The organism is Ensifer sp. Root558, assembly GCF_001427045.1.
Classification (GTDB): Bacteria; Pseudomonadota; Alphaproteobacteria; order Rhizobiales; family Rhizobiaceae; genus Ensifer; species Ensifer adhaerens.
Genome location: NZ_LMGC01000007.1, coordinates 44,726 through 61,887, shown reverse-complemented (window position 1 = coordinate 61,887; position 17,162 = coordinate 44,726). Strand labels below are relative to the sequence as shown.

Genomic DNA, 17,162 nt, shown 5'->3' with positions numbered 1-17,162 from the left:
CGGACTACAGACAGGACCGACCATGATTGAGACGACGCCACGCAAACGCCTCGGCTTTTTTACCCGACTGCTCGACGACGTTCCGGCGGGCACCCGCTACCACTACGCAAAGGAGCAGATCGTCACCGCCGAGCGTTTCGGCTTCGACACGGCCTGGGTCGCGCAGCACCATTTCCACGCGGACGAAGGCGGCCTTCCGGCGCCCCTGGTTTTCCTTGCCCATGTCGCCGCGGAGACGACGCGCATCCGTCTTGGAACCGGTGTCATTACGCTGCCGCTCGAAAATCCGATCCGGGTGGCCGAGGACGCCGCCGTATTCGATCTGCTCTCCGGCGGGCGACTGGAGGTCGGGTTCGGGACCGGCGGCACGCCGTCCTCCTTCACGGCCTTTGGCTTGGAAAGCGCCGATCGCGGCGCGATCTTCGGCAGGCATCTCCAAACGGTTCTCGACGCTTGGGCAGGTCGTGGCCTTCCAGGCGGAGATTGCCTCTACCCGTCAGCGCCGCAACTCCTCGGCCGTATCTGGCAGGCAACCTTTTCGGTGGCGGGTGGCGAGCGGGCAGGGCGGGCCGGCGACGGCCTGATGTTGTCACGCACCCAACCGCGGCCAGAAGACAATCCGCACGCTTCGCTGGCGGCGTTGCAAAACCCGATCATCGACGCCTATCTGCATGCGCTTCCTTCCGGCCGCGCGCCGCGTATCCTCGGTTCTCGCAGCCTGTTCGTTGCCGACAGCCGCGCCGAAGCGTTGCGGCTTGCCGAGGTTGGGTTGAGACGGGGTGCGGAACGACTGATCGCTAGCGGTCATACAGTTCCCGGCAATTCACTTGCCGATCTGATTGCGGCCTTCGACGTGCATGTCGGCTCCGTTGACGACGTCATCGCCAGTCTCAGCGCAGATGAGACGCTGGAGCGTGTCACCGATCTGGTGTTCCAGGTTCATTCCGTTGATCCGCCGCACCCATTGATTCTGCGCTCCATCGAGCTCATCGCCACCAAGGTCGCTCCGGCGCTCGGTTGGTCGCCGCAGGAGAAATTCCATGCCCGGCGTTTCGGCGCCGTCGGTTGAAACGGACAGCTGCTTCCATTTTTCAAAGGAGACGACGTCATGACCACCACGTCACCGGATATCATCGATCTGCTGGCCGGCATCACCGCCGGGTCGGCGCTCGACCGCATTCGCGTCCAACGGCCGGAAACCCGCGAACAGGCGCAGAAAAGTTATCTTGCACTCTTTCAGCCCGCGGATTTCGGCGACGTGTCGGCGGCGGAGCGGCATGCGGTCGCAAGTTTCGTTGCCGGCCTGCACCGTCAGCCGGACATTTTCGAATTTTACAGCAGTCCTTTCGAGGATAGCGACAACGATCGCTGGTTGATCGAGGTTATCAAGGCCGAGATCGGGGCAGGACGGGCAACAGGGCCATACGGCAACTATCCCGACGGGCCGCTTAATGGAGAGAATGAAGCCGGCCCACTCTATCAAGTATCACGGTCAAGCCGCGAGGTGCTCGGCCGTAAGCTGTCCGCCGCGCTGGAGCACGCCCACCTGCTCGTCTTCCATTTGCGTGATGCCAGCCCGCAGGCGTTGCAAGCCTTGATCGACGCTGGCTGGACGACAAATGGTGTCGTGACCCTGTCGCAGCTGATTTCCTTCGTTGCGTTTCAGATCCGCGTCATCACCGGTCTTGGCTTGCTGTCGACCGCCACGAAGCGCGCTGCGGCTTAAGAACTCAAGAGGACATGCGAATGACCGAACATGCCATCATCCCGATCGTTGAAAATCCTCCTGTTACCTTCACGCAGGCCGAGATCGGATGGACACCGTGGCTGCAGCCTTTGCCTGAGGAAGAGCTGACGGAGCGTCACCTCAAAGGCCTGGTCGAGGCTGGGCGCGCAAAGTCGCCCTACTTCCGCCTGCTCGTGCGCGATCCGGAAGTGCTTGAAGCGCGCACGAAAACTGACAAGGACATCTTCTACAACACCCGCTCGGGCCTGCCGCGCGCCGAGCGCGAACTGGCGGCGACCGCCGCGTCTAGATATAACGGCTGCATCTTCTGCGCCTCGGTACATTCGCGCTTCGCTTCGCATCACTCAAAGCGCACAGAGGATGTGCAGAAGCTCCTCGACGAGGGCGTCGGAACCGATCTCGGCGAACGCTGGAATGCAATCGTCGCCGCTTCTGTGGCGTTGACGGCGACCCCGCCCGCCTTCGGAGAGGAGCACATCTCCCGACTTTCGGCAGCGGGCCTCGACGAACTGGAGATCGCCGACGTCATCAATGGTGCCGCCTTCTTCAACTGGGCAAACCGGCTGATGCTCTCACTTGGAGAGCCGACACCGGCAAACTAAGCCGCTCACGCGATCCGCCGTAACCGGCACAACACATAGAGAGCCCGCAAGGTCGAGAGATGTTGCGGGCCTCCTTCATCCGAGTTTAATCGGGTTAGAAGTTACGCTGCAGACGGACGTAGCCGAGAACCTGGTCATCCGACTGCCACCTAGATCGCTCTCGGCTCCGCTGCTGCTCTCGCAGCATTTTCCGGCGCCCAGGCTGCCGATCCCATCGTTGCAGCGGAGCCGGAGCCATGGAATACGTTCGCGTTTGCGACGCTTCGGCACTGGCTACGTCTACATCCCGGGCACCGAAACCTGCCTCAAGATCGGTGGCTTCATCCTCTTCCAAACCTCGTTTGGTAGAGCCGGCCTTTGAGAAGAGAGGCATCCGGTGAAAGCGCCGTCAACTATGAACAGTAGGCGGCGCAATTATTTTCTAGCGATATATTTGGAGGTTCTAGGCTTCTCCGGCACTCAGGACCTACTGCGTCGTCGCCACCGGCGGCTCGGTGTTTCGCCTTACGACCTTGCCTTCCTCAGCCTTGTAGAAAAACTGACTTGAGACGAGCCAGCCCTTCAGGGGGCGAAGCGGCGGAATGCAGGTCAGCAGCATGAAGGGCCCGGTCACCAGTAGGTGTATCCAGAGCGGTGCGCTGTATTGAACTTCCAGCCAGACGCCAAGGAAAACACTCGGTACGCAGGCAAAGCAGATGACGAAGAAAGCGGGGCCATCGGCCGGATCGGCAAAGGAGTAATCCAGGCCACAGACTTCGCATTCCTTGCGCATCTTCAGGAAGCCGTTGAACAGGTGCCCTTGCCCGCAGCGCGGGCAGCGGCCGCGCAAGCCAGTCTGCATGGGCGGGATCGGCGGCCAATCACTATCGGAAGACATGTTTGTTCCTTTCAGGCGTTCCGGTTGGCGCTGGAGTTTTGCGCCGAGATTGCCTGGATATGCGGCCGCTTCTTCTTCTTGGGGCCGCATCAGGCTCGCCAGGATTAGGCGCCGAAAAACATACATTGTCAATTTATTGTATGCATACATGTCTGCGACAATTTCGCCCGCCGATCATTTACACCACGAAGCTTGAGGCGGCGGGGGGCCGGCCGATGAGGTCGTTGATGACGAGAAGACTGCGTCGCAGCTCCGCTTGGCCGGCAGCGGCGCCCAGGCCGAGGCGGACGGCTTCCGGTGGCGCGCCGAGCGCAAAGGCGTCGCTTGCAACGACGCTGATGCCGGCTGCCTGCAATCGCGCGCTCAGTTCGCCGCGTGTCCAGGGCGGCGGCAACTGCAGCCAGGCGTGAAACGCATGCGGATGCGTTTGTGCGACGCCGGCTGGAAGAAGCTCGGAGACGATGCGCTGTCGCGCCGCCGTCTCTCTACGTATGGCTGCGAGCACGGCGTCAGCCGTCCCGTCCTCGATCCAGCGCGTGGCGATAGCGGCCGCAAGAGGGGACGCCATGCCGACAGTGGCCCGGATCGCGCCTTCGACGCGGACCGAGCTTCGGCTGTCCGGCACGACAAGATAGGCGATGCGCAAGGCCGGCGACAGGCATTTCGCAAGGCCGCCGACATAGTAGACGAGGTCAGGCGCCAGCGCCGCCAACGGGCGCGGCGTCGAAACGGGAAGGGCGCCATAGGCATCGTCTTCGATGATCGCTACGTCGTGCCGCCGGGCAATTGTGACGATCGCCTGGCGCCGTTCGAGCGAAAGTGTCGTTGTCGTGGGATTGTGAAGCGTCGGATTACAATAGAGCGCTTTCGGCGTTTGCTTCGCGCAGAGTTCTTCGAATGCTTCGGGCAGGAGGCCCTCTCGATCCATGGCGAGGCCGTGCAGCCTGATGCCGAGATGTGCTGCGAGCGCGCGGAGGCCGGGGTAGGTGATTGCCTCGGCGCAAATCATGTCACCGGCCTTGGTCAGGCTGCCAAGCGTGGCAAGCAGAGCTCCTTGCGCGCCAGCGGCAATCAGAACGCGCTCAGCCGGAACCTCGCCCAGCCTGGGTTTCAGCCATGCGGCGCCTGCAGCACGGTTGTGCAGGGTGCCGCCCGGCGGCTGGTATCGCATCAGGAGTTCGAGCCCATGATCGGGCTGCAGCGCCGCCATGTCGTCCCAGAGCCGAGCGGCGAGCATCGGGTCGTCGAACAACGGCGGCAGGTTCATGCTCATGTCGATGAGGCCGCCTGCCGGCGTACGGCCGTTTCGGATGCGTCGCGTTTTCACGTAGGTGCCCTGGCCGACCCGGCCCTCGACGAGGCCGCGATGCCGGGCTTCGTTATAGGCGCGACTGACGGTGGTGAAGTCGATCCCCAGCGCCTCGGCAAGCGTGCGCTGCGGCGGCAGACGCATCCCCTCGGACAGGCGCCCTTCGCTGATATCGGCAGCGATGGCGTCGGCGATCGCGAGATAAAGCGGTCCATCCGATTTACGGATTACCGGTTGCCACGAAATTCCCAAGCGCACGTCCGCCATCGCGATTACCTCATGCTAATTGTATGGATATTGCATGGTTATCCGATTGAGGGCAAGTGTTAACAGCGGGAATGCAGCGGCGCGCCCGCGACCAAGCGTCGCCTAGCGTGTCACGCTTGCCGTTGCCAGCAACGCGCCGAAGCCGACGAGCAAGGCGCCGAAGGTGCGATCGATCCAATGGCGAAGCGCGATAAGACGAAGCCGTACCGTGCCGGAGGAAAAGAACAGGGCAACGATCGCGAACCAGATCAGATGTGCGGCAGAGATGAACGCGCCGTAACCCATCTGGACGGGCAGAGCCGTGGTCGGCCCGACGACTTGCATGAACAGGCTGACGACAAAGATCGTCGTTTTGGGGTTGAGCGCGTTGGTGAGAAACCCCACACGCAGCGCACCGATGTCGGAGAGGGCGGGATGTGCGGCCAAGCCCGTCGTTTCGGCTGGCTTGGTGCGTAGCATCCTGATGCCAAGCCAGATCAGATAGGCGGCGCCGACGAACTTCAGGACTGTGAAGAGAAATAGCGACTGGCGAATCAAGAGGCCGACGCCGAGCAAAGTGTAGGCGACATGGACCCAGACGCCGGCGGCGATACCGAGCGCACTCAGGACGCCGGCCCGCCGCGACAAAAGCAGGCTGTTGCGTGTCACCATCGCGAAATCCGGTCCCGGACTGATGACGGCAAAGATTGTAATGGTTACTACAGCTAACAGTTCAGTCATTGTCTTTCCCGTTCGTCTCTTTCATTAATGTCTAAATAACTTGATCGGTGAGAAGCGACTAACGATGAGTTCTGACCATTTTGGTGAGCTGCACTCACAGATGTCGGCGACGCGGCTTCCGCCGCTGGCGGCGCTGCGCTGTTTCGAGGCGGCGGCCAGACTCGAGAGCTTCAGTCGCGCCGCGGACGCGCTCCATCTGACGCACGGCGCGATCAGTCGCGCGGTCCGGCTTATCGAAGATGAACTCGGCGTGGCGCTGTTCGAACGCCGCAGCCGGCGTGTCTTCCTGACAGAAGCCGGGCGAAAGTTGGCGGCGGCCGTGCGCGAAGGTTTCGGTCTGGTGGAGAGTGCCGTCCGGGAGATCAGGGACGTGGCGCGAACGCCGGCGCTGGTGGTGTCCTGCGAGCCGACCCTTCTGATGCGCTGGCTGATACCGCGCCTTCCTGATTTCCAGGCGCGGCATCCGGAGGTGTCTATCCATCTCGTTGCCGGAGGTGGGCCGGTGTCCTTGGGCCGTGGCATCGATCTGGCGATCCGACGCGATGATTTTCCTCGAGCGGGCGGCACGCATGCCGTGCCGCTCTTTCCGGAGCGAATAGGTCCGGTCTGCCGAACGGACAAAATCGCCCTGTTTTTTAACGAGGCTGAGGCCGGCTCTTTGCCTCAATTGCGCAAGGACGCGATCCCCTTGCATACGCGAACGCGGCCAAATGCGTGGGAGACCTGGGGGACGACGGCAGACCGCGCCGCACCCGAACAGCGCGGCCAAGTCTTCGAGCATTTCTATATCAGCCTTCAGGCGGCCATCGCCGGGATCGGCGTGGCGATCGGGCCTTGGCAACTCGTCCGCGACGATATCGACAATGGCATCCTGGCCGCGCCATGCGGATTTATCGAAGACGGTACGGCCTATCATCTGCTGTCGCCGTCAGCGATCGGCGACCATGGACCAAGCGCGGCGTTGCGTGACTGGCTGCTGGCCGTATCGATCTGAAACGGACCGTTTTCATTTCTGTCATTTGCATAAAGGCGAGCAACGTCATACGTTTAACGAACACGCGCGCATGACCGGCGATGCCAGTCGGCGGAAAGGCGCGCGAAGCACCTGATATGCAATCGATTCGACCCTCGGGTCCTGGAGCGGCGCCATGAACATCCTCAAAATCAATCTCGGCCAGGAGCGCGGTACGCTGCGCCCGGCTAGCGCAAAGGCATCGAGGATCGTGGCCGACGTCATGAAGGCACTGGTCGTTCCGGCGGCGGCTATAGGCCTAGTGGCGTTCGCAGCGCCGTCGATGGCGCATGCCGCCAGTTGCAAGGATTCCGCATCGCCTGGAGCCGATTGGACCGACTGCAACAAGAAAGCGCTTATGCTCGGCGGCAGCGACCTTCAGGGTGCCAATCTCGTCAACACCGACTTCACCTTGACGGATCTGCGCGGTGCGAACCTGACAGAAGCCAATCTGGAAAAGGCAACTCTGGTTCGATCCTCGATTGCGGGGGCTACCGCGAATGGCGCGAACTTCTCCAAAATCGAAGCCTATCGGTGCAATTTCGCAGGCGTCTCCGCCGAGAAGGCATCGTTCGTCAATTCCGAGCTGCAGCGGGCCAATTTCAGCGGTGCCCGCCTGACGGGGGCAAGCTTTGAAAAGGCCGAACTCGGCCGGGCGAATTTCGACAAGGCGGAGCTCACCGGAACCCGGTTTACCCATGCCAACCTTTCGCGCGCGGACCTGACCAGCACGAGTTTTTCCGGCCCGATCGATTTCCAGGGGGCGTTCATGTTCCTGACACGTATCGAGGGCGTCGACCTGTCCGAGGCAACCGGACTTGAACAGGAGCAGGTCGACATGACTTGCGGTGACAGCTCGACCAAGCTTCCCGCCGGCATGAGCACGCCGGCGGGCTGGCCCTGCGCCAGCGACTGATCGCCGTCACAAAGCCGCGGCCCAATCGGTCGTTATGCCAAATGCCGCTTTGCGGCAATCGCAAGGCATTCCCTGAAGGCTTGCAGGTCGGTCAGGCGATCGGCCTCAGGCACTTCGCGCTGGACGAGCCTGCCTTCCCTTCGCAGAACGCCGCCATCGAGCATCAGGTTGTCGGCCATGTCGAAGTCTTCGATGCTGAGCCCGTCCGGACCGGCCATGCGGCCGTCGAGGCGCAAGCCGGCCTTGCCGCCGTAGTGGTCGTGCAAGATGCGCTCGTAGTAGCTGCGGGAGGTGTTCGTATAGGCATAGACGTGCTTGCTGTGACCGCACATGAAGCCGAGTTCGAAGACCGTGCCGACATCGGCGCTGATGCCGCGAAACGGTGTCAGGTTGGCGATGATCATGTCGGCGGCAAGCATCATGCCTTCGTCGACGGCGTAGATCGCAAGGCCGCGCTGATGCTTGGTCGGAGCCGGCGGAATCTCAAGATCGCCGGGCACGAGCGGTGTGAACCCGGCTGCACGCGCCAACTCTGCCTTCAATTTCTGAATCTCCGCCGCATTGGGCAGAAACACTTCCGGGCCAGCGAGATAGACTTTCACGCGCATTTCTCCTCACATTTTCGAGCGGCCAATCTAGGAGAGCTGCAGCGCCGAGCCTAGCCATGGACTTCAGCTTGCCCACGGTTTTTTGGAGCGTGGGAAGCAGGTATGCTGGCTGAGCGCATTGCCCCACCGGTGGAGACGCCCGTGGCCCGCCATGTGCCACCTTCGGCCAATTCCGGAGATTTGCGCATGCCACGCGGGCGAGCTGGACATGCGGACGTGTCAAAATCTGCAGCCGATGTCAGCGGGGGCTGCGATCGCAACCGCCGCCACCGGCGCGCGCACCATCCCACGGGAAGGCTCGCGGGTCGTTGGTGGCAAGGTCTCCGCCACGTTCACATGCGGAAACACTCATAAATACGGGTGTTTCCTAACGAATCCTGTTTGCACGCAGATATGCCAGGATGCCCGCCGCCGGTTTGCCCATGGTTGCCGCTTCCCCCTTATTTTTCCCTTGCCCTCGTCCGCTGGTGGGCCGTCGTTTTCACCGCCGTATGCGACTTTAAACAATCATGCATACAAAATTGTCGACAAAATAGTTGACATTGTCGCCGACAGCTTCAAATCTAGGGCAACTTGCTCACGAGTGGGTGAGGGCGCCTGCATATGGCGACTGATGAGAAAACAGAGGGAACGACATGAAACTGAGAAAGCATCTCCTCGCGGGGTTGGCATTTGCCTTTCTCGCATCCTCGGCCTCCGCCGAAACGCTGCGTTGGGGTAGCCCGCGGGACATCTTCTCGCTCGACCCCTATTCCTATGGCAGCACCTCGAACCTTGCCTTCCTCAACCACGTGTACGAAGGCCTGACCCGCTATACGCCGGAGTTCAAGGTCGAGCCGGCGCTCGCCACGAGCTGGGAGATGGTCAAGGACAAGGTCTGGCGCTTCCATCTGCGCAAGGGCGTAAAGTTCCAAAACGGCGCCGAGTTCAGCGCTGACGACGTCGTCGCCTCCATGGCCCGCGTCAGCCATCCGACCTCGCCGCTGCGCGGCAACATTCCGGCCTATGTCTCGACCACCAAGGTCGACGATTACACGGTCGACATCGAAGTCAATTCGCCGAACCCGCTCTTCCTCAACGACATGACCAACATCTTCATGTTCGACAAGGACTGGCTGGTCGACAACAAGTCCGAGCTGCCGACCGATGTCGGCGCCAAGGTCGAAGGCTACGCCACCTACAACACCAACGGCACCGGCCCGTTCAAGGTCGAATCGCGCGTGCCCGACAGCAAGACCGTTCTCATCAAGAACGACGGCTGGTGGGATACGCCGAAGCACAATCTCGACCGCATCGAATTCATGCCGATTACCTCGGCCGCAACCCGCGTTGCAGCGCTGCTTTCGGGCGAAATCGACCTAACCGATGGTGCGCCGGTGCAGGATCTTGAGCGCCTAAAGAGCTCGCCGGACATCAAGGTCATCGAGCGCACTGACCTGCGCACCGTGCACATGGTCTTCAACCGTCACGAGACCTTCGCCGACGGTCGTGAAAACTTCTTCAACAACATCAAGGTGCGCCAGGCGATTGACCATGCCATCGACCGCCAACTGATCTTCAAGCGCGTGATGCGCGGCAAGTCGCATGTCGCCGGCACCATGGTTGCTCCGGAAATCCCGGGCTACAGCGCCGAACTCGATGTGCCGACCGCCTATGATCCGGAACTCTCCAAGAAGCTGCTCGAAGAGGCAGGCGCCGTCGGCAAGGAGTTCACGCTCGTCTGCATGAACGACGAAAGCGTCAACGAGGAAGACGTCTGCAGCGCACTGGTCTCTATGCTGTCGCGCGTCGGCCTGAAGCCAACCCTCGACATCGGTCCGCGCGCCGTGCAGGCGCCCAAGCGCGCCGGCGGCAAGTCCGACGCCTACATGATCGGCTGGGCCAACGAGCCGACGCTCGATGCCTATTCGATCCTGGTTCAGGTTCTCTCGACCCGTGAAGGCGCGGCCGGCGTCGCCAACTATGGCGGCTGGTCCTATCCGGAACTCGACGCGATGGTGAAGAAGGCCGCGCTCGAGATGGATCACGACAAGCGTCTGGCGATCGAAACCGAGGCGCTGAAGTTCGCCAAGGATGAGGTCATCATGATCCCGTTGCATCAGCAGCCGATGGCCTGGGCAATGTCGAAGAACGTCACGGATGTGACCATTCGGGCCGACAACAAGCCGCGTCACTGGCTGACCCGTATCGGCGATTGAGTTTTCTTGCCCCGGCAGAGCGTGCTTTGCCGGGGCTCCTCATTCAGCGAGAAACCCAATGATTGTCTTTCTCATCAAGCGGCTGGCCAATGCCGTGCTGGTCATGCTCGCCGTCGCGCTGCTCGCCTTCCTGATCTTCCGCTTCGCCGGCGATCCGGTCGAGTTGATGGCCAACGAGCAGATGTCGCAGGCCGACCGTATCGAGCTGCGCGAAAAGCTCGGGCTCAACGATTCGTTCCTCACCCAGTTCGGCCGCTTCGTCGGCAATGCCGCCCAGGGCGATTTCGGCATCAGCTACCGCAACGGCCAGGACGTGATGAAGCTCATTGCCGAGCGCTTCCCGGCAACGATGGAACTGGCGCTGGTCGCAACCGTCCTGTCGCTCCTGATCGGTCTTCCACTTGGTGTCCTGACCGCTATCCACCGAGGGCGATGGTATTCCGAGGGGTTGCAGTTCGTCAGTATCATCGGCGTCTCCTTGCCGAGCTTCGTCGTCGGTATCCTTCTGATCCTCGTCTTCGCCGTAACGCTCGGCCTCGTACCTGCTTTCGGGCGCGGCGATGTGGTGCAGCTCGGCTGGTGGAGCACCGGCCTGTTGACGTCGTCGGGCCGCGCATCGCTGCTTCTGCCGTCGCTCGCACTCGCGCTCTACCAGATCACTCTGGTCATGCGTCTGGTGCGCGCAGAAATGATGGAAGTGCTGCGCTCGGACTTCATCAAGTTCGCACGCGCCCGTGGCGTGCCGCGGTGGCGGATCTATTTCCGACATGCGCTCAGGAACTGTCTGATGCCGGTTGTCACCATGACGGCGATGAACTTCGGCTCGCTGATCGCCTTCGCGCTGATCACCGAAACGGTGTTCCAGTGGCCGGGCATGGGCATGCTCTTCATCCAGGCGGTCACCTTCCTCGATATGCCGGTCATGGCGGGCTATCTCTGCATCGTCTCCTTCATCTTCGTCACGCTCAATACGCTCGTCGATATCGCCTATGCGGTCATCGATCCGCGGTTGCGCGATGCAACCCGCTGAGGTCGTTGCCATGACAGATCACGTCCAGCAAACCACACCGGCGCGCAAGCCTTCGCGGCTTGCCCGCTGGCGCCAGAGCGATCTCTGGTGGTCCTTCACCCACAAGCCTTCGGCAATCATCGGCGCGATCATCCTTACGTTCCTGATCGCGACCGCCTTTGCAGCACCTTTGATTGCGCCGCAGAACCCCTTCGATCCGGCTCAGCTCGAGCTCTGGAACTCCGAGCTGCCGCCGATCTGGGAGGCCGACGGCCAATGGCCTTACGTGCTCGGCACCGACACGCAAGGGCGCGACATGCTCTCGGCCATTCTCTATGGCTCGCGCATCTCGATCCTGATCGGCGTCGCCTCGGTTGTGCTTTCGCTCGCCGTCGGCCTTAGCCTCGGCCTCGTTGCCGGCTATTTCGGCCGCTTCATCGACAACTTCCTGATGCGCATCGGCGACGTGCTTCTGTCGATCCCGACGATCCTGATCGCCATTCTCGTCAGTGCCGTCGCGCGCCAGATGCTGCCGCCGGAACTGCGGGACGTCGGCTCTGCCGCCGTCCTGGTGCTGGCGATCACGCTCAGCGCCTGGGTGCAATATGCCCGTACCGTGCGGGCCCAGACGATCGTCGAGCGCGGCAAGGAATACGTTCAGGCGGCGCGTCTTCTGAAAACGCCAGCGCGGCGCATCATGCTGAAGCACATCCTGCCGAACACGCTGACGCCGATCATGGTTGCTGCGACCCTCAACTTCGGCATGGCGATCCTGACCGAAGCGACGCTTTCGTTCCTGGGTATCGGCATGCCGCCGAGCCAGCCGAGCCTTGGAACGCTGATCCGTCTCGGCAACCAGTTCCTGTTTTCGGGCGTATGGTGGGTGGTGCTCTTCCCCGTCGTCCAGCTTTGCCTTCTCGTGGTTTCGGTCAACCTTCTCGGTGACTGGCTGCGCGATGCGCTCAATCCGAAATTGAGGTGAATGATGTCCAATCTCCTGATCCGTAACGTCAGGCCCAACGCCGGCGAAGCGACCGACATCCTCGTGCGCGACGGCAAGATCGCCGCCTTCGGCAAGGGCCTCGCCGCCGATGGCGTGGCCGTGGAAGACGGCAACGGTCATATCGTGATCTCCGGTCTGATCGAGGCGCATACCCATCTCGACAAGTCGGTCTGGGGCATGCCCTGGCACGTCAACGCCAAGACCGCAACGCTGCGCGAACGCATCGATTTCGAACGCGAAAAGCGGCTGGAAATCGGCATCGACCCGCACCGTCAGTCCATGCGCCAGGCGATCATGCTCGCTGCCAATGGCGCAAGCCACATCCGCAGCCATGTCGACATCGACACCACCCACGGCCTTCGGCTGATGGAAGGCATCATCGAGACCCGCCAGGTGCTGAAAGATGTCATCGATATCGAGATCGTCGCATTCCCGCAGTCGGGCCTCGTCACGCGGCCCGGCACTGTCGAGTTGCTCGACAAGGCTCTGAGCAATGGCGCGGAAGTCCTTGGCGGCATTGACCCCTGTGGCATCGATCGCGACCCAAAGGGCCATCTCGACGCGATCTTCGGCCTTGCCGAAAAACATGGAAAGCCGATCGACATTCACCTGCATGAGCAGGGCGAACTCGGCGCCTTCAGCATGGAGATGATGTTCGAGCGCATCCGCGCGCTCGGCATGCAGGGCAAGGTCGCAATCAGCCACGCCTTTGCGCTCGGCGCACCGGATTATCTGCGCGTCGGCGGTCTCATCGAACAGATCGCCGAACTCGATATCCGTATCGTCACGACAGGCTCTCCGTCTTCGACCGTGCCTTCGATCATGCGTCTGAAGGATGCCGGCGTGAAGGTTGCTGCCGGCTGCGACGGTATCCGCGACACCTGGGGTCCGTGGGGCCAACCCGACATGATGGATCGTGCCCGCATCCTCGGCATGAAGAACGGCCTGCGCCGCGACGTCGATCTCGACCATGCGCTTTACGTCTGCTCCAAGGGCGGCGCCGACGTCATGGATATCAAGGGATATGGCCTCGATGTTGGCTGCGATGCCGATTTCACCCTGCTCACCGGCGAGACGCTGGCGCATGCCGTCGTCGACGTCGCGCCGCGGCCGCTGGTCGTCAAGCGTGGCCGCGTCGTCGCCCGCAACGGCGTGGCGGAGGTGGCGATCCCATGACCAACATCAAGGATTTGACGCTCGGTGAGCGCGCCGAAGGACGCACGCTTCTGACAGCACAATGGGTGCTCGGGCACCGCGACGGTTCGCACCGGCTGATCCCGAACGGCGAAGTCGTCATCGAGGGCGGCACGCTGCTCTATGTCGGCCCACGTTTCGAAGGAGAGGTGGCACGCCGCATCGATCTCGGCGCAGCCATGATCAGCCCCGGGCTCATCGACCTCGATGCGCTGTCTGATCTCGACACGACGATCTTAGCGATCGACCATCAGCCTGGTTGGGCCAAGGGTCGCGTCTGGCCGCTGAGCTACATCGAGCGCGGCCCCTATGAGATGTACACGCAGGAGGAGCTGGCGTTCCAGAAGCGCTTCGCCTTCGCGCAGCTTCTCTTGAATGGCATCACCACCGCAGCGCCGATCGCCTCGCTTTTCTATCGCGAATGGGGCGAGACCGTTGCTGAATTCGCCGCCGCATCCGACGCCGCAGGTGACCTGGGTCTTCGCGTTTATCTGAGCCCGGCCTATCGCGCCGGCGGCATGATGGTGACGGCGCCGGGTCAACTCGAAGCGATCTTCGACGAGGCAAGGGGTCTGAAGGGCCTTGACGACGCGATTGGCTTCATCCGTGACCATGAAGGTCGCCATGGTGGCTTGGTGAAGGGCCTGCTGGCTCCCGACCGGGTGGAAACCTGCACCGAGAAACTGCTGGTGCGCACCGCCGATGCGGCGCGCGACCTCAATTGCCCGATCCGGCTTCATGCTGCGCAGGGCACGATGGAGGTCGACACCGTCCGCCGCCTGCATGGCAAGACGGCGCCGGAATGGCTGGCGAGCTTCGGTTTCTTGAGCGACCGGCTGATTGCGCCGCATGCGACCCAGGCGACCGACAACGATCTGCGTCTCTATGCCGAAAACGGCGTGAGTATCGTGCACTGCCCGCTGGTTTCGGCCCGCGGCGGCAGCACGCTCAACTCGTTCCGCTCGGTCAAGGCCCGCGGCGTCAATATTGCCATGGGCACCGATACGACGCCGCCGGACATGCTGATGAACCTACTCGTCGGCCTGATCGCTGCCCGCGTCGTCGAAGGCGACCCGTCAGCCGTCAGCTGCGCCGATCTCTTTGATGCTGCGACACTTGGCGGCGCCAAGGCCCTCGGTCGCTCGGATCTCGGTCGCCTGGAAGCGGGCGCCCGTGCCGATATTGCCGTGTTCGATCTTATGGACCATCACATGGCGCCTGCGATCGATCCGATCACGACGCTCGTCGTCGGTGGTTCCGGACGCGTCACCAAGGCGGTCTTCGTCGATGGCCGTCTGTCGATGCGATATGGCGAGGTGGCAGGCTTCGACATGAACGCGGCACGCGCGCAGGCACAGGTCCAGTTCGATGGCCTGATTGCCAAGTATCCGGAGCGGAGCTTCGGTCACCCGCCTGTCAGCGAGATCTTCCCGCCGAGCTACCCATTGGAGGTGCAGCGATGACTGAACATACCTCATCGGCCGTGCTCGACGTGCGCGGTCTCTGCGTCGAATTCCCTGGCCGCCATGGAACGGTGCAGGCGCTATCCGACGTTTCGCTCAGCATTCGCCCCGGCGAAATTCTTGGCGTCGTTGGTGAGTCCGGCGCCGGGAAGTCGATGACCGGTCTTGCCGTCCAGGGTCTTCTCGAGCCGCCTGGCCGCATTTCCGGCGGCGAGGTCTGGGTCGGCGGCCGCCGCATCGACCAGCTCGACGACAAGCAGATGCAGCAGGTGCGCGGCCGTCAGATCGGTGCGATCTTCCAGGATCCGTTGACCTCGCTGAACCCGCTCTTCACCGTCGGGGCGCAGCTTGTTGAGACCATCCGCCTTCACCTGAAGCTTTCCAAGGCCGATGCCAAGGCGCGGGCGATCCAGCTCCTGAAGGAAGTTGGCATTCCGGCGCCCGAGGCACGCTATGACCACTATCCGCATCAGTTCTCGGGTGGCATGCGCCAGCGCGTCGTCATCGCCCTGGCACTTGCTGCGGAACCGAAGCTGATCATCGCCGACGAACCGACGACGGCGCTCGACGTTTCGATCCAGGCGCAGATCACCTCGCTGCTTCGCCGTCTTTGCGACGATCACGGAACGGCGGTCATGCTCGTCACCCACGACATGGGCGTGATTGCCGAGACGGCCGATCGCGTCGCGGTCATGTATGCCGGGCGGCTCGTCGAAATCGGCCCGGTCGCCGAGGTGCTGAAAAACGCCCGTCATCCCTATACGCGGGGCCTGATGGGCTCGATCCCGGCGCTTGGCCGCCGCGTCGAGCGGCTGAACCAGATCGACGGTTCCATGCCGCGGCTGAACGCGATCCCCGCCGGCTGCGCCTTCAACCCGCGCTGCCCGGATGCCGGGCCGCGTTGCCGCAAGGACCGGCCCGAACCGGCGCCAGTCGGGACCGGCGTCGCCGCATGCTGGCTCAATGCAGGAGGAGTGCTATGAGTGATGCCCTGACGGTCAACGACCTGACCTGTAACTTCGACGTTTCGGCACCCTGGCTGAACCGGGTCATCGAGCGCAAACCGCGGCAGTTCGTGCGCGCCGTGGACGATATCAGCTTCAGCGTGCCCATGGGCGGCTGTCTGAGCCTCGTCGGCGAATCTGGCTGCGGCAAGTCGACGGTGGCGCGGCTGGTCACAGGTCTTTATCGCGCCAGCGAAGGCGAGGTGCGGTTTGCACCGAGCAAGAACGGCGAGCCGCTCTCGGCCCAAATGATCTTCCAGGATCCCTATGCAAGCCTCAATCCGCGCTGGCGGGTGCGCAACATCATCGCCGAACCGCTGCGCGAGTTGAAGCTGCGCAACTCCGAAGCCGAGATCATGGACCGGGTCGGCGAACTGCTGACGATCGTCGGCCTTGCGCCCTCGGACGGTGCCAAGTTCCCGCACGAGTTTTCGGGAGGCCAGCGCCAGCGTATCTCGATTGCCCGCGCGCTTGCCGGCGAGCCGGAGTTCCTCGTCTGCGACGAGCCGACCTCGGCGCTCGACGTGTCGGTCCAGGCGCAGATCCTCAACCTCATGCGCAAGCTGCAGGACGAGATGGGGCTGACCTATCTGTTCATCAGCCACGACATGAGCGTGGTTCGCCACATGTCGGACCGGATCGCCGTGATGTATCTCGGACGCATCGTCGAGGAGGCAGACACCGAGACACTCTTTGCCAATCCGAGGCATCCCTATACCCAGCTGCTGCTGGAGACGATCCCGGATATTACCCATCCAAAGCGCGGGCGCAGCATTGCGGCGAGCGAAGTGCCGAGCCCGCTGAACCCGCCGTCCGGCTGTACCTTCCATCCGCGTTGCCCGTTTGCAGACCAGCGCTGCAAGAGCGAGCGGCCGGAGATGCGCAGCTTCGCTGACGGCTCGCGTGCCGCCTGCCACCGCATCGAAGAAACTGTGAAGGCGATCAACGCAGCGTAACGCCAACCTCTTTCCCTGAAGACTTGGGCTCCGTGTCGTACCAGTCGCGGAGCCTCTTTTTTGCCGCCGGCAATTTCAGTATTTGCGCCAAGCAGTTCGCATGCCCCTTTCGCATCGCTGTCGGAAGGCAAATGCTAGACTGCTAACCGGAATTCAACGAAATAGACCGATGACCATTCCCGGGCTCCAGCACTCTCGTTAGGGTAGGGGCCAATGGTCGGACCGCTTCCCGCTCGGGACATCCGGCCGGGATCGAAATGCGTTGATTTGAAGAGTT

General features: G+C 62.4%; 16 protein-coding genes and 1 pseudogene. 13 read left to right on the top strand and 4 right to left on the bottom strand.

Annotated elements, in window-relative coordinates:
* The first annotated feature begins 22 nt into the window (after window positions 1-22).
* From ASD63_RS10280 to ASD63_RS34040, 4 genes and pseudogenes are all read left to right on the top strand, one after another.
* Complete coding sequence (locus ASD63_RS10280; protein WP_060529208.1) at window positions 23-1,069, top strand: putative FMN-dependent luciferase-like monooxygenase; 1,047 nt, start codon at window positions 23-25, stop codon at window positions 1,067-1,069.
* 39 nt (window positions 1,070-1,108) lie between these two features.
* The gene (locus ASD63_RS10275; protein ID WP_060529207.1) at window positions 1,109-1,726 is read left to right on the top strand and encodes a CMD domain protein; all 618 of its coding nucleotides are present in this window, start codon (window positions 1,109-1,111) and stop codon (window positions 1,724-1,726) included.
* Window positions 1,727-1,746: 20 nt separating this feature from the next.
* Window positions 1,747-2,349 (top strand): alkylhydroperoxidase domain protein, encoded by a 603-nt coding sequence (locus tag ASD63_RS10270; protein ID WP_060529206.1) that lies wholly within the window; start codon window positions 1,747-1,749, stop codon window positions 2,347-2,349.
* 153 nt (window positions 2,350-2,502) lie between these two features.
* Window positions 2,503-2,683: pseudogene (locus ASD63_RS34040) on the top strand (porin); the annotation flags it as partial.
* 132 nt (window positions 2,684-2,815) lie between these two features.
* Here the strand turns inward: ASD63_RS34040 and ASD63_RS10265 are convergent.
* The 3 genes from ASD63_RS10265 to ASD63_RS10255 all read right to left on the bottom strand — a co-directional run bounded on the left by ASD63_RS10265 (window position 2,816) and on the right by ASD63_RS10255 (window position 5,522).
* Complete coding sequence (locus ASD63_RS10265) at window positions 2,816-3,226, bottom strand: DUF983 domain-containing protein (protein WP_060529243.1); 411 nt, start codon at window positions 3,224-3,226, stop codon at window positions 2,816-2,818.
* A gap of 178 nt (window positions 3,227-3,404) precedes the next feature.
* Window positions 3,405-4,802, bottom strand: coding sequence for a PLP-dependent aminotransferase family protein (locus tag ASD63_RS10260; RefSeq protein ID WP_060529205.1), 1,398 nt, complete (start codon window positions 4,800-4,802; stop codon window positions 3,405-3,407).
* A 102-nt stretch (window positions 4,803-4,904) separates the two neighbouring features.
* Window positions 4,905-5,522 (bottom strand): LysE family transporter, encoded by a 618-nt coding sequence (locus tag ASD63_RS10255; RefSeq protein ID WP_060529204.1) that lies wholly within the window; start codon window positions 5,520-5,522, stop codon window positions 4,905-4,907.
* Between the two features lie 40 nt (window positions 5,523-5,562).
* Between ASD63_RS10255 and ASD63_RS10250 the strand changes: the two genes are divergently transcribed.
* Window positions 5,563-6,516, top strand: coding sequence for a LysR substrate-binding domain-containing protein (locus ASD63_RS10250; RefSeq protein ID WP_234824567.1), 954 nt, complete (start codon window positions 5,563-5,565; stop codon window positions 6,514-6,516).
* Between the two features lie 241 nt (window positions 6,517-6,757).
* Window positions 6,758-7,450: a pentapeptide repeat-containing protein gene (locus tag ASD63_RS10245; RefSeq protein WP_034798066.1), complete on the top strand. Its 693-nt coding sequence runs from the start codon at window positions 6,758-6,760 to the stop codon at window positions 7,448-7,450.
* Window positions 7,451-7,482: 32 nt separating this feature from the next.
* Here ASD63_RS10245 and ASD63_RS10240 read toward each other — a convergent pair whose 3' ends face one another.
* Entirely contained in the window at window positions 7,483-8,058 is a 576-nt protein-coding gene (locus tag ASD63_RS10240; RefSeq protein ID WP_060529202.1) for a nucleoside 2-deoxyribosyltransferase, read from the bottom strand.
* Between the two features lie 635 nt (window positions 8,059-8,693).
* On the opposite strand from ASD63_RS10240, the gene ASD63_RS10235 reads away from it, so the two are divergent.
* The 7 genes from ASD63_RS10235 to ASD63_RS10205 are packed head-to-tail and all read left to right on the top strand — an operon-like array spanning window position 8,694 to window position 16,885.
* Window positions 8,694-10,256 (top strand): ABC transporter substrate-binding protein, encoded by a 1,563-nt coding sequence (locus ASD63_RS10235; protein WP_060529201.1) that lies wholly within the window; start codon window positions 8,694-8,696, stop codon window positions 10,254-10,256.
* 58 nt (window positions 10,257-10,314) lie between these two features.
* A complete protein-coding gene (locus tag ASD63_RS10230; RefSeq protein ID WP_034797927.1) occupies window positions 10,315-11,286 on the top strand; it encodes an ABC transporter permease in 972 nt (323 codons plus the stop codon).
* A 10-nt stretch (window positions 11,287-11,296) separates the two neighbouring features.
* Window positions 11,297-12,247 carry an ABC transporter permease gene (locus ASD63_RS10225; RefSeq protein ID WP_060529200.1) on the top strand — a complete coding sequence of 317 codons (951 nt, stop codon included), beginning with the start codon at window positions 11,297-11,299 and terminating at the stop codon, window positions 12,245-12,247.
* A gap of 3 nt (window positions 12,248-12,250) precedes the next feature.
* Complete coding sequence (locus ASD63_RS10220) at window positions 12,251-13,444, top strand: amidohydrolase family protein (RefSeq protein WP_060529242.1); 1,194 nt, start codon at window positions 12,251-12,253, stop codon at window positions 13,442-13,444.
* On the top strand, window positions 13,441-14,925 hold the full coding sequence (locus ASD63_RS10215; protein ID WP_060529199.1) for an amidohydrolase family protein: 1,485 nt from the start codon (window positions 13,441-13,443) through the stop codon (window positions 14,923-14,925). Before ASD63_RS10220 ends, ASD63_RS10215 begins: the two co-directional genes overlap by 4 nt.
* Entirely contained in the window at window positions 14,922-15,908 is a 987-nt protein-coding gene (locus tag ASD63_RS10210) for an ABC transporter ATP-binding protein (RefSeq protein ID WP_034797922.1), read from the top strand. Before ASD63_RS10215 ends, ASD63_RS10210 begins: the two co-directional genes overlap by 4 nt.
* Window positions 15,905-16,885, top strand: coding sequence for an ABC transporter ATP-binding protein (locus ASD63_RS10205; RefSeq protein WP_234798773.1), 981 nt, complete (start codon window positions 15,905-15,907; stop codon window positions 16,883-16,885). The genes ASD63_RS10210 and ASD63_RS10205 overlap by 4 nt, the downstream gene beginning before the upstream one ends.
* Window positions 16,886-17,162: the final 277 nt, after the last annotated feature.

Bases quoted from the DNA above. Each gene is read 5' to 3' on its own strand.
- ASD63_RS10280 (WP_060529208.1), top strand. From the start codon at position 23: ATGATTGAGACGACGCCACGCAAACGCCTCGGCTTTTTTACCCGACTG.
- ASD63_RS10275 (WP_060529207.1), top strand. From the start codon at position 1,109: ATGACCACCACGTCACCGGATATCATCGATCTGCTGGCCGGCATCACC.
- ASD63_RS10270 (WP_060529206.1), top strand. From the start codon at position 1,747: ATGACCGAACATGCCATCATCCCGATCGTTGAAAATCCTCCTGTTACC.
- ASD63_RS10265 (WP_060529243.1), bottom strand. From the start codon at position 3,226: ATGTCTTCCGATAGTGATTGGCCGCCGATCCCGCCCATGCAGACTGGC.
- ASD63_RS10260 (WP_060529205.1), bottom strand. From the start codon at position 4,802: ATGGCGGACGTGCGCTTGGGAATTTCGTGGCAACCGGTAATCCGTAAA.
- ASD63_RS10255 (WP_060529204.1), bottom strand. From the start codon at position 5,522: ATGACTGAACTGTTAGCTGTAGTAACCATTACAATCTTTGCCGTCATC.
- ASD63_RS10245 (WP_034798066.1), top strand. From the start codon at position 6,758: ATGAAGGCACTGGTCGTTCCGGCGGCGGCTATAGGCCTAGTGGCGTTC.
- ASD63_RS10240 (WP_060529202.1), bottom strand. From the start codon at position 8,058: ATGCGCGTGAAAGTCTATCTCGCTGGCCCGGAAGTGTTTCTGCCCAAT.
- ASD63_RS10235 (WP_060529201.1), top strand. From the start codon at position 8,694: ATGAAACTGAGAAAGCATCTCCTCGCGGGGTTGGCATTTGCCTTTCTC.
- ASD63_RS10230 (WP_034797927.1), top strand. From the start codon at position 10,315: ATGATTGTCTTTCTCATCAAGCGGCTGGCCAATGCCGTGCTGGTCATG.
- ASD63_RS10225 (WP_060529200.1), top strand. From the start codon at position 11,297: ATGACAGATCACGTCCAGCAAACCACACCGGCGCGCAAGCCTTCGCGG.
- ASD63_RS10220 (WP_060529242.1), top strand. From the start codon at position 12,251: ATGTCCAATCTCCTGATCCGTAACGTCAGGCCCAACGCCGGCGAAGCG.
- ASD63_RS10215 (WP_060529199.1), top strand. From the start codon at position 13,441: ATGACCAACATCAAGGATTTGACGCTCGGTGAGCGCGCCGAAGGACGC.
- ASD63_RS10210 (WP_034797922.1), top strand. From the start codon at position 14,922: ATGACTGAACATACCTCATCGGCCGTGCTCGACGTGCGCGGTCTCTGC.
- ASD63_RS10205 (WP_234798773.1), top strand. From the start codon at position 15,905: ATGAGTGATGCCCTGACGGTCAACGACCTGACCTGTAACTTCGACGTT.